14 protein-coding genes and 1 pseudogene are annotated in these 10,256 nt (G+C 70.6%); 6 read left to right on the top strand and 9 right to left on the bottom strand.

Features of this window, described 5'->3' with window-relative positions:
- A partial coding sequence (locus ABDW35_RS23625; RefSeq protein ID WP_343716315.1) for an aldo/keto reductase occupies positions 1-201 on the bottom strand: 201 nt, incomplete at its 3' end.
- Positions 202-296: 95 nt separating this feature from the next.
- On the opposite strand from ABDW35_RS23625, the gene ABDW35_RS23620 reads away from it, so the two are divergent.
- Positions 297-1,205 carry a LysR family transcriptional regulator gene (locus ABDW35_RS23620; protein WP_343716314.1) on the top strand — a complete coding sequence of 303 codons (909 nt, stop codon included), beginning with the start codon at positions 297-299 and terminating at the stop codon, positions 1,203-1,205.
- Here ABDW35_RS23620 and ABDW35_RS23615 read toward each other — a convergent pair.
- Entirely contained in the window at positions 1,180-1,683 is a 504-nt protein-coding gene (locus ABDW35_RS23615) for a MarR family winged helix-turn-helix transcriptional regulator (protein WP_343716313.1), read from the bottom strand. The genes ABDW35_RS23620 and ABDW35_RS23615 overlap by 26 nt on opposite strands.
- 107 nt (positions 1,684-1,790) lie before the next feature.
- Between ABDW35_RS23615 and ABDW35_RS23610 the strand changes: the two genes are divergently transcribed.
- A complete protein-coding gene (locus ABDW35_RS23610) occupies positions 1,791-2,198 on the top strand; it encodes a VOC family protein (RefSeq protein WP_343716312.1) in 408 nt (135 codons plus the stop codon).
- Between the two features lie 60 nt (positions 2,199-2,258).
- Here ABDW35_RS23610 and ABDW35_RS23605 read toward each other — a convergent pair whose 3' ends face one another.
- Genes ABDW35_RS23605 through ABDW35_RS23595 form a run of 3 tightly spaced genes read right to left on the bottom strand, consistent with a single transcriptional unit; the run spans position 2,259 to position 4,176 of the window.
- Positions 2,259-3,158 (bottom strand): SRPBCC domain-containing protein, encoded by a 900-nt coding sequence (locus tag ABDW35_RS23605; protein WP_343716311.1) that lies wholly within the window; start codon positions 3,156-3,158, stop codon positions 2,259-2,261.
- 12 nt (positions 3,159-3,170) lie between these two features.
- Positions 3,171-3,419 (bottom strand): hypothetical protein, encoded by a 249-nt coding sequence (locus ABDW35_RS23600; protein WP_343716310.1) that lies wholly within the window; start codon positions 3,417-3,419, stop codon positions 3,171-3,173.
- Positions 3,412-4,176, bottom strand: a complete 765-nt coding sequence (locus ABDW35_RS23595; protein ID WP_343716309.1) for a DUF899 domain-containing protein — start codon at positions 4,174-4,176, stop codon at positions 3,412-3,414. Before ABDW35_RS23595 ends, ABDW35_RS23600 begins: the two co-directional genes overlap by 8 nt.
- Positions 4,177-4,265: 89 nt before the next feature.
- Here ABDW35_RS23595 and ABDW35_RS23590 point away from each other — a divergent pair, with 89 nt between their 5' ends.
- A complete protein-coding gene (locus ABDW35_RS23590; protein ID WP_343716308.1) occupies positions 4,266-5,495 on the top strand; it encodes a hypothetical protein in 1,230 nt (409 codons plus the stop codon).
- A gap of 45 nt (positions 5,496-5,540) precedes the next feature.
- On the top strand, positions 5,541-6,170 hold the full coding sequence (locus ABDW35_RS23585; RefSeq protein ID WP_343716307.1) for a hypothetical protein: 630 nt from the start codon (positions 5,541-5,543) through the stop codon (positions 6,168-6,170).
- Between the two features lie 18 nt (positions 6,171-6,188).
- Here the strand turns inward: ABDW35_RS23585 and ABDW35_RS23580 are convergent, their stop codons facing one another.
- Both ABDW35_RS23580 and ABDW35_RS23575 read right to left on the bottom strand, forming a co-directional pair.
- The gene (locus ABDW35_RS23580; RefSeq protein ID WP_343716306.1) at positions 6,189-7,043 is read right to left on the bottom strand and encodes an alpha/beta hydrolase; all 855 of its coding nucleotides are present in this window, start codon (positions 7,041-7,043) and stop codon (positions 6,189-6,191) included.
- Positions 7,044-7,405: 362 nt separating this feature from the next.
- Positions 7,406-8,293 (bottom strand): hypothetical protein, encoded by an 888-nt coding sequence (locus ABDW35_RS23575; RefSeq protein WP_343716305.1) that lies wholly within the window; start codon positions 8,291-8,293, stop codon positions 7,406-7,408.
- A 140-nt stretch (positions 8,294-8,433) separates the two neighbouring features.
- Here ABDW35_RS23575 and ABDW35_RS23570 point away from each other — a divergent pair, with 140 nt between their 5' ends.
- Both ABDW35_RS23570 and ABDW35_RS23565 read left to right on the top strand, forming a co-directional pair.
- Entirely contained in the window at positions 8,434-8,676 is a 243-nt protein-coding gene (locus ABDW35_RS23570; RefSeq protein WP_343716304.1) for a type II toxin-antitoxin system prevent-host-death family antitoxin, read from the top strand.
- A complete protein-coding gene (locus ABDW35_RS23565; RefSeq protein WP_343716316.1) occupies positions 8,673-9,110 on the top strand; it encodes a type II toxin-antitoxin system VapC family toxin in 438 nt (145 codons plus the stop codon). The genes ABDW35_RS23570 and ABDW35_RS23565 overlap by 4 nt, the downstream gene beginning before the upstream one ends.
- A gap of 350 nt (positions 9,111-9,460) precedes the next feature.
- Here the strand turns inward: ABDW35_RS23565 and ABDW35_RS23560 are convergent, their stop codons facing one another.
- Complete coding sequence (locus ABDW35_RS23560) at positions 9,461-9,613, bottom strand: hypothetical protein (RefSeq protein ID WP_343716303.1); 153 nt, start codon at positions 9,611-9,613, stop codon at positions 9,461-9,463.
- 72 nt (positions 9,614-9,685) lie between these two features.
- Positions 9,686-10,256 (bottom strand): annotated as a pseudogene (locus ABDW35_RS23555) (GMP synthase (glutamine-hydrolyzing)); the annotation flags it as partial.

Here is a 10,256-nt window from a genome sequence, read left to right as displayed (position 1 = left end):
GATCTGGTTGTTGACATGCGGGCCGTAGAAGTCGCTGGTGTCGATGTGGTCGACGCCGGATTCCACGGCCTCGCGCAGCACGGCGATGGCGGCGGCGCGGTCCTTCGGCGGGCCGAACACGCCGGGGCCGGCCAGCTGCATGGCGCCGTATCCCATGCGGTTCACGGCGCGGCCGGCGAGCGGGAAGAATGTCTGAGTCATGGCGGGTCTCCTTGAGAGGACGGGCCCGATATGGCCGTGATTGTTCCGTTTGATAATTGACCCTAATCTGCACGGGCTGTTGAAAGTCGTGAACAATGGCCCTGGACCTGAACGACCTTGCTGCCTTCGTCGCCGTGGCCCGGGCCGGCGGGTTCCGCGATGCGGCCCGGATCGGCGGCGTCTCTCCCTCCAGCCTCAGCGTCGCCGTCGGGCGGCTGGAGGCACGGCTGGGCCTGCGCCTGCTGAACCGCACCACCCGCAGCGTCACCCCGACCGAGGCGGGCCGGCGTCTGATCGAACGGCTGGCCCCGGCGCTGGGCGAGATGGAGGCGGCGCTGGACGTGCTGAACGCGTTCCGCGACCGGCCGTCCGGCACGCTGCGGCTCAACGTGCCGTCCAGCGCCGCCCGCGTCGTGCTGCCGCCGATCGCGGCCGGGTTCCTGAAGGCTTATCCCGACATACGACTGGAGGTGGTGGTCGAGGACAGCTTCGTCGACGTCTTCGCCGCCGGCTGCGACGCCGGCATCCGCTACGACGAGCGGCTGGAGCAGGACATGATCGCGGTGCCGATCGGCCCGCGCATTCAGCGCTTCGCCACCGCGGCGGCGCCCGACTACCTCGCGGCCCGCGGCCGTCCGGAGCATCCGCGCGACCTGCTGTCCCATGCCTGCCTGCGCGGCCAGTTCGCCGGCGGCGCCATGCCGACCTGGGATTTCGAGCGCGACGGCGAGACCATCCGTGTCGACCCGCCCGGGCCGCTGCTGGTCCGCCCCGGCGCGGCGATCGAGCTGGCGGTCGAACTGGCCGTGGCCGGGATCGGCATCATCCACCTGTTCGAGGGCATGTTGCGCCCGCATCTCGACAGCGGCGCGCTGGAGCCGATCCTGGAGTCGTGGTGGGAGAGCTTCCCGGGCCCGTTCCTGTACTATCCCGGTCGCCGCCACGTCCCGGCGCCGCTGCGCGCCTTCGTCGACTTCATCAAGGACCGCGGCGCGACGGCCTAAGCCCGGCGATCAGCTTCTGCAGCAGCGCGTTCAGGGTCTCCTGCTCGGCCGGGGTCAGCACCGACAGCAGCTTCTCCTCATTGGCGACATGGCGGCCGATGGTCTCGTCGATCAGGCGGCGACCGGCCTCGGTCAGCGCGATCAGCTTGCCGCGGCGGTCGTTCGGGTCGGGGCGGCGCTCCACGAGCCCGGCGCGCTCCAGCCGGTCCAGGCGAGCAGTCATGCCGCCGGAGGAGATCATCAGCGCCTCGTAGATCCGGGTCGGCGACAGCATGCAGGGGTCGCCGGAACGCCGCAGTGTCGCCAGCACGTCGAACTCGCCCGGCTGCAGCCCGACCTCGGCGAAAAGCGGGTTCATGTGGTCCCGCATCACCCGCTCAGCGGCGTCGGACAGGCGGCCGAAGATCGCCATCGGCAGCGCGGGAAGGTCGGGGCGCTCGCGGCCCCATTGCTCGACGGCCATGGCGGCTCGATCCATCCTCAAATCCTCTCTATGGAATGTATCTTGACGAAAAGATACATTCCATATACTAACTTTATATCGAGACAATAACGCGGCCTGCCGCCGCGGTGAAGGAGGAACCGATGCCCAAGATGATTTTCGTGAACCTGCCGGTGCGCGACCTGCCGGCCTCCGCCGCCTTCTACGTCGCGCTGGGCGGCACGGTGAACCCGCAATTCTCCGACGACCAGGCCAATGCGGTGATGTTCTCCGACGCGATCGGGGTGATGCTGATGACCCATGACCGCTACCGGCAGTTCACCCAGCGGCCGATCGGCGATGCCCGGCGCGAGAGCCAGGCGCTGATCGCGCTCAGCGTCGAGAGCCGCGACGCGGTGGACGCGACCGTGGCCAAGGTGGTCGCCGCCGGCGGCCGGGCCGACCCCAACCCGGCGCAAGACCACGGCTTCATGTACAACCGCAACGTCGAGGACCCGGACGGCTATGTCTGGGAGGTCATGTGGATGGACCCGGCCGCCGTCGCCGGCTGACATCCCTCACCGCTTCAACACGAGAAGGGCGCCCGGAACGATCCGGGCGCCCTTTCGCCGTCACACCAGCGGCATCTTCTCGAATTGCGGCAGCGCCTCGTCGATGCGGTCCCAGGCATGGCCGCGGATGCGGTAGGTCACGGCCTGCGGCCTGAACCGGGCGGGGTCGTCGAGGCTGGCGGCGTGCACGGTGAAGAAATCGGGCTTGGCCACGGAGGTCAGGTAGACCGGCGATCCGCAGACCGGGCAGAAGGCATGGCTCTTCAGATTGCCGTTGTCGGCGACGATGTCCCAGCGCGTCGCCTCGCCCTGCAGCTTTCTCACCCCCGCGCTCGGGAAGGTCAGGTAGGAGCCGTGGCCGGTGCCGCTGCGCTGCTGGCAGTCGCGGCACTGGCAGTCGTTCATGAACACCGGCCCGGCCGCGATCTCGTAGCGGATCGCGCCGCAGGCGCATCCGCCGGTCCAGGCAACGCCCGTCCCGCCCTCCTCCCGCGCAGGCCGGCCCTCATCGGCGACGGCGCCGATCTTCGGCACGACCTTCTTCCAGCCGTCGCCGAGGGTGGCGAGGGCGGATCCGTTCCGCGCGGTGACGAAACCGGAATGAACCAGGCGGAGGCGCGTGCCGGTCTCCGTCGCGACCAGCGTCCAGGTGACCACCGTGTCCAGCCGCGAGCCGTATCCGGCATTGCCCTCATGCCCACCCTGCCAGCTGTGGACCAGCCGCGCGTTCGGGACCACCTCCAGCACCTGGCAGTGGATGACGCCGTCCCAGGCGCCGGCCGGCGTGGTCTGGAAGGTGAAGCGATTGCCCTCCACCGGCTCGAACCCCGCCGGCACCATCATCCAGCGGCCGATCAGCTCGCTGGTGGTCAGCATCCGCCAGATCGTCTCCGGCGGGTGCGGGAAGTCGGTGTCCACCACGATGTGCTGGGTGTCGGATTTCGGCGCGATGTCGTTCATGATCGGTCTCCTTCAGGAAGGGTCGGCGGCGCGCCGGCCGGCGACCAGCCTCAGCCAGGGCGCCGCGTGGAACACGGCCATCAGCAGGTACATCGGCACCATGCCGGCCAGCGGAGAGGCCCCCATCGCCGTGCACAGGACATCCGCCTCGCCGCCGGACACGGCCGTCGCCAGCGCCATGGCGGCGAAGACCGGCGCCGCCGCCAGGTGCAGCCAGCCGGCCGCGTCGAGCGGGCGGCGGGCCAGCGGCCGGTCAGTCATGGCCGTACTCGTCGTGGCGGCGCCACCAGACCCCGGCCTCGTTGCGGCCCTTCGGCGCGCGGTCGAGCCACTGATACGAGCCCCACAGGCCGTCGAGCCCGCGGGCATAGGTCGAGTAGGTGTGGTGGACGACGCCGTCCTCGAGCACGAAGGCGCTGAGCCCCGGCTTGTCGCGCATATAGGCGGGCGCGTCGGTGCCGCACATCGCCGCGAACTGCGCGACCGGCGCCGGGATCGCGGTCGACTTCATCGCCAGGCCGCTGCGCCGGAAGTTGTATTCGATGGTCCCGCCGCGCTGCTGCTCCTCGGTGAAGGAGACGTTGAAGTCGTAGTTGAACGCGCCATCGGCCGAGGACGCCCAGGGGAAGCTCCAGCCCATCCGCTGCTTGTAGGCCTGCAGCTTGGCGATCGGCGCCCGCGAGACCGCCCAGAACGCCACGTCATGGTTGGCGAGGTGGACCGCGAAGCCGTTGAAGCCGTCCGCGATCATCGAGCAGGACGGGCATCCCGCCTTGTAGTCGGGCCCGAACATGAAGTGATAGACCAGCAGCTGCGAGCGGCCCTGGAACAGATCCGGCAGCGCCGCGATGCCGTCATCGGTCTCGAAGCGGTAGTCCTTGTCGACCCGGACCCAGGGCAGCGCCTGCCGCCGCCGCGCCAGCTCGTCGCTCTGCCGCGTCAGGTCCTTCTCCGCCGCCAGCAGGTCGAGCCGCGCCGCCAGCCATTCCTCGCGGGTTCCGGTGCGGTGTGCCGTCATCGTTCACTCTCCATTGGTGTCCGGTGGTGCTGGGGTAGACTGGTGCCGGCTGGCGGAAGGCGGGGAGTGACAAGTGTGACGGGATTCCGATGGACTCTCTGATCACGGCGGCGGCGCGGGCGCTGGCGACGGGCGATCCGCTCGGCGCCCTGAACCGGGTGGCGCTGCGCGACGACCCGCCGGCGCTGGCGCTGCGCGGCATCGCCATGGCCCAGCTCGGCGACCTCGCGCGCGCCAAGGCGCTGCTGCGCCGGGCGGGCCGCGCCTTCGGAACGCGGGAGGCCGTCGCCCGCGCCCGCTGCATCGTGGCGGAGGCCGAGGTGGCGCTGGCCTCGCGCGACCTGGGCTGGCCGCCCAAGGCGCTGGACGCGGCCCGGGCGGTGCTGGAGGCGCAGGGCGACCGGCTGAATGCCGCCCATGCCCGCCTGCTCGCGGTCCGACGCCTGGTGCTGATCGGGCGGATCGACGAGGCCGGTCAGGCGCTGGCCGGCCTCGACCCCTCCTCCCTCCCCCCGCCCTGGCGGGCCGTGCATGAGCTGGTGGTGGCCGGCATCGCCATGCGCCGCCTGCGCACGGCGCCGGCGCGCGAGGCGCTGGCCCGGGCCGGCCAGGCCGCCCGTCAGGCCCGGATCCCGGCCCTGGCGGCGGAGGTCGAGAGCGCGTCCCGCATGCTGCAGGAGCCGGCGGCGCGGCTGATCGCGCGCGGCAGCGAGCGGCCGCTGCGGCTGCACGAGGTCGAGGCGCTGCTGGAGTCGCCGGTGCCGCCGACGCTGGTGGTGGATGCCTGCCGCCACGCCGTGCGCGAGGCGGGCACGGCGGTCCCCCTCGCCCGCCGGCCGGTGCTGTTCGCGCTGGCCCGCGCCTTGGGCGAGGCCTGGCCCGGCGACGTGCCGCGCGGCGTGCTGCTGCAGCGGGCCTTCGGCGCGAAATTCGCCGACGAGTCGCATCGCGCCCGGCTGCGGGTCGAGATCGGGCGGCTGCGCGCGGCGCTGAAGCCGCTGGCGGGCGTGGCCGCGACCGCGCGGGGCTTCGCCCTGGTGCCGCGCGACGGCCGCGAGGTGGTGGTGCTGGCCCGGCCGGTGGAGGAGCGGCATGCGGCGGTGCTGGCCTTCCTGGCCGATGGCGAGGCCTGGTCCAGCTCGGCCCTGGCCCTGGCGCTGGGGGCCAGCCAGCGCACGGTGCAGCGGGCGCTCGACGCGCTGGGCGAAGACGGCAAGGTGCAGGCCTTCGGCCATGGCCGGGCCCGGCGCTGGGTGACCCCGCCCCTGCCCGGTTTCACGACCGCCTTGTTACTCCCGGCCCCGCTGCCCGAGGGTTAGGCTGATCCCATGACGCGTTCACGGACACGATCGGAGGAGCGATCCATGGCTGACATCATCCGCGAATACGGGCCGTTCCCCGGCGTCGACCAGGTGGCCGGCGTGACCTATGACGGCGAGCATGTCTGGTTCGCCTCGGGCGACCGGCTGAACGCCCTCGACCCGAAGAGCGGCCGGCTGACGCGCACGATCGACGTGGCGGCGCATGCCGGCACGGCCTTCGACGGCCGGCACCTGTTCCAGATCGCCGAGAGCCGGATCCAGAAGATCGACCCGGAGACCGGCCGCGTGCTGGCCACCATCCCGGCACCGGGCGGCGGCGGCGATTCCGGCCTGGCCTGGGGCGAGGGCACGCTGTGGGTCGGGCAGCACCGGGAGCGCAAGATCCACCAGGTCGACCCCGAGACCGGCACGGTGCTGCGGACCATCGACTCCAACCGCTTCGTCACCGGCGTCAGCTGGGTCGACGGCGAGCTGTGGCACGCCACCTGGGAGGCCGAGGAGAGCGAGCTGCGCCGGATCGACCCGCAATCGGGCGAAGTGTTGGAGAGCGTGGAGCTGCCGGCCGGGGTGAACGTGTCGGGCCTGGAATCCGACGGCGGCGACCAGTTCTTCTGCGGCGGCGGCAACATCGGCAAGGTCCGCGCCGTGCGGCGGCCGAAGCGGGGCGGCTGAGGCCGCCGGCGGCGCCGGTCAGGCCTGTCCGGTGACGAACGCCGTCATCAGCCGCGCGGCCGGCCCGGAATGGGTCTCGAGCAGCAGGTGCCCGGCGTCGAGGATATGCGCCTCCATCCGCGGCAGCGCCTCCATCCACGCCAGCACCTCCGCCAGCTCGAAATATATGTCGTGCCGGCCCCAAAGCAGCAGCGCCGGCGGCTGGTGCCGCTTGAGGTAGGCCGCGATCTCGCCGAAGCGCGCCACGTACCGGCCGTAATCGGCGACCAGCGCGCGCTGGCTCTCCAGCCGGCCGGGCAAGGACATGACGCGCCAGTCCTCGATCCAGTGCGCCGGGTCGATGCGGGCGGCGATGTCCTCCGGCACGCCCTTCACATACTGGTCGCGCGTGCCCTCCAGGGTGAGATGCGCGGTGGCTGCGGCTTCGTTGCGCGGGTTCGGCGAGGTCCAGAAGTCCATCACCTCGGCCCATTGCGGACCGTGGCCGGCGCGATGGGCGTTCGCGTTCTGGATGATCAGGCCGCGCACGAGGTCGGGCCGTCGCATGGCCAGGCTGAGCCCCACCGGCGCGCCGAAATCATGCAGGTAGATGAACCGGCGGCCGACCCGCAGGGCGGCCAGCAGCTCCTCGATGCCGTCGGTGAAGGCCTCGAAGGACGGCTGCGCCAGCGGGTCCGAGCCGCCCGAGCCGGGCAGGTCTGGCGCGATGACGCGGACATGCCGCGCCAGCGGGCCGATGACGTCGCGAAAGCCCGATGACGAATTCGGCATGCCGTGCAGCAGCAGGAGCGCCGGGGCGCCCTCGTCTCCCGCTTCGCGATAGGCCAGCTCGGTTCCCGACGAAAGCCGCAGCCGCTGCAATCCGGACGTCATCGCTCGCTCCTGCCATGGGCGGGCCGCGGCGCGCGGGTGGAGACCGGCAGGAGAGCTCCGGCGCCGCGGGATCGGATGGCAGCGATATAGGACGGCCGTCGGAATCGGCCATGGCTGGGCGATCCCCGGCAGGTGGGGCCAGTGTCTCCCGCCAGCGAGACCCTTTCAAATCCCCTTGCCGTCATTGCGAGCGCAGCGAAGCAATCCATGCCGCAGCTCGTGCGGAGCGATGGATTGCTTCGTCGGCTTCGCCTCCTCGCAATGACGGCGAGGGGCCAGGGGGGAGTGGCTTGGCAAGCAGGAGGGCAAAACGATCGGGATTGCATCCAGCGACGGCGGCCGGGCGCACCCGACCGATGGGCTCACCCCGTATCCGCGACTTCCGGCAGGTCGCCATCGACTGGCGGCAGGTCCATCTCCGCCAGATCCTCGTCGGCCTCCTCGACCCAGCGCTCCGCCTCCTCAGGCGGCAGGCCGAAGGTCGGGCAGAGACGGGCCACGGCCTCGGCCGCCGGGAAACCGTCGGCGATCTCCCGCAGGTCCGGCCGGTCCATCTCCTCGGCCATCGCGGCGAAGCGGCGGTCGCACTCCTCTTCGTCCTCGGTCTCGGCCCGGATCGCGGCGCCCAGCGCCGTGATCACCCGCAGCCGCCGCCGGATCACCGCCCGGTCCGGGACCGCGACCACATCTTCGGCCGGCGTATAGCCCAGTTCCCCCAGGGTCGCGTCGGCGGCGGCCAGCCATTCCCCGGTGTCCGCCGGCAGCCCGTATTTGCGGCACAGCTCCGCCACCATCTCCGGCGCCGGGCAGGATTCGACCCGCTCGGCCACCTCAGGCCGCTCCAGATACTCCTGGACCTCGCGGCACAGGCGGGCATCCTCCGCGTCGCTTTCGGCGGTCTCGCCGATCGCCGCCGCGACCGCCAGGAACACCCGCTGCGCGCGGTCGGCCTCGGGGGCCGCCGCCGGCCGCTTCGCGGCCGGGCCTTCCGTCTCGGGCCGTTCCTCCGGCGGGCGGGAGAGCTTCTCCTCCAGCAGCAGGGTCAGCCGCAGCGAGCGGGCGATCACGGCGACGCGTCGGCAATAGTCGACGCCCGGCTGCGGCGCCTCGACCGCCTCGGTGCGGACGGCCTCGGCGACCTCCATCTGGATCTCGGCCATCCGGCCGAGCAGGCGCAGATGCCGAGCCGCCCGCTCCTCCTGGGGAGCGGATGGGGCTTCCGGTGCCTGATCGGTCTGCGCCTCGTCCATAGAACATATCATGAACTAGAATCGGAGTTAAAGGCAACTGCACAATGTGTTCAGGGTGGAATTCACGCCGGATCTCTCTCTCCGCTGGAATTGCCCACCGCCACGCGCTATATGACCATCTACATGGTCAGGAGCGTGACATGGACCCGGTCAATCTGGCGGATGCCAAGGCCCATCTGAGCGAGCTGGTCGACCGGGTGGAAGCCGGGGATTCGATCGACATTACCCGGCGTGGCAAGCCTGTCGCCAGGCTCACCGCCGTGGCGAGGCCGCGCAAGCGGGTCGATCTGCCGATGCTCCAGGCCCTGACCGCAACCATGCCACCGGAGGCGCAGGACGCCGCCGAACTAGTGCGATCGATGCGGGATGGCGATCGGTACTGATGCTGTATCTCGACACATCGCTGATCGTCGCCGCGCTCTCCAATGAGATCGCGACCGCTCGTGCGCAGGCTTGGCTGGCGGCGCAGGATCCGGCACAGCTTCTGATCAGCGACTGGACCATCACCGAGCTGTCGTCGGCCATGGCGATCAAGTTGCGGAGCGGGCAGATCACCCTCGACCAGCGCGCGGCGGCATTGGCGATGTTCAACAAGCTGGTCGTTGAGAGCTTCACCGTGCTGCCGATGACCGGCGGGCAATTCCGGACCGCGGCGAAGTTCGTCGATCAGCACACCCTCGGACTGCGCGCCGGCGACGCGCTCCATCTCGCCGTCGCGTCGGAACACGGGGCCACGGTGCACACGCTCGACCAGCGGCTCGCTGACGCCGGGCCGGTGCTCGGCATTCCGACACGCCTCCTGACGGCTGGTCCCTGATCCGTCATGGCGAGCCCCGAAGGGGCGTGGCCATCCAGAGGCACCGCCCTCTGGATGGCCACGGCGCTGCGCGCCTCGCCATGACGGAAAGAGGGCGCAGAGGCACTCTCAACGGCCACCGCGTCACTCCGCCGCCGCCTCGGCGCTCCCCCGCACGTCCCGGAGCGCTGCGATCAGCGCTGCAACCATCCGACCTGGTGCCGAATATCGTCCAGCTTCTCCTTGGCCAGGCCGGCAAGGCTGGCTTCATCCAGATAGCCTGCGCGGATGAGGACGGCAAAGACGTAGGTGAGCTGCGAATACCGATAGTCGAAGACGGTGTCGATATGCCTGCGTCTCTCACGCAGGTACTATTCGAGATCCCACATCTCGGACGGCGTCGCCGCCTCAGCGGCCTTGGCCTTGAACTCGGTTAGAATTCTCGCGAGCGCCACACCGAGTGCGGCTTCATAGGCCCGGCGCGCGATCTTCTTTTCGGATGCAGACCATTCGATGCCGGACATGAGCTTGGCCTTCCATTCGCTCGAAGAGCATCAGCCAATCACCGGAACCCGTCTACCTCCCCGTCCCACCCCTCACTCCCACTCGATCGTCCCCGGCGGCTTCGAGGTGATGTCGTAGACGACGCGGTTGATGCCGCGGACTTCGTTGACGATGCGGGTCGAGACCCGGCCCAGGAATTCGTGGTCGAAGGGGTAGTAGTCGGCGGTCATGCCGTCGGTCGAGGTCACCGCCCGCAGCGCGCAGACATAGTCGTAGGTGCGGCCGTCGCCCATCACCCCGACCGTGCGCACCGGCAGCAGCACCGCGAAGGCCTGCCAGATCGCGTCGTACAGGCCGGCGCGGCGGATCTCCTCGAGATAGATCACGTCGGCCTTGCGCAGGATCTCCAGCATGTCGCGGCTGACCGCGCCCGGGATGCGGATGCCCAGCCCCGGCCCCGGGAACGGATGGCGGCCGACGAAGGTCTCCGGCAGGCCCAGCTCGCGGCCCAGCGCCCGCACCTCGTCCTTGAACAGTTCGCGCAGCGGCTCGACCAGGGCCAGCTTCATCCGCTCCGGCAGGCCGCCGACATTGTGGTGGCTCTTGATCGTCACCGACGGGCCGCCGGTGAAGGACACGCTCTCGATCACGTCAGGGTACAGC

Origin of the sequence: Inquilinus sp. (genome assembly GCF_039594555.1) — a bacterium.
GTDB lineage: Bacteria > Pseudomonadota > Alphaproteobacteria > DSM-16000 > Inquilinaceae > Inquilinus.
Note: the sequence above shows the minus strand (reverse complement) of the source record. Positions and strands in the feature narration are given on the sequence as shown.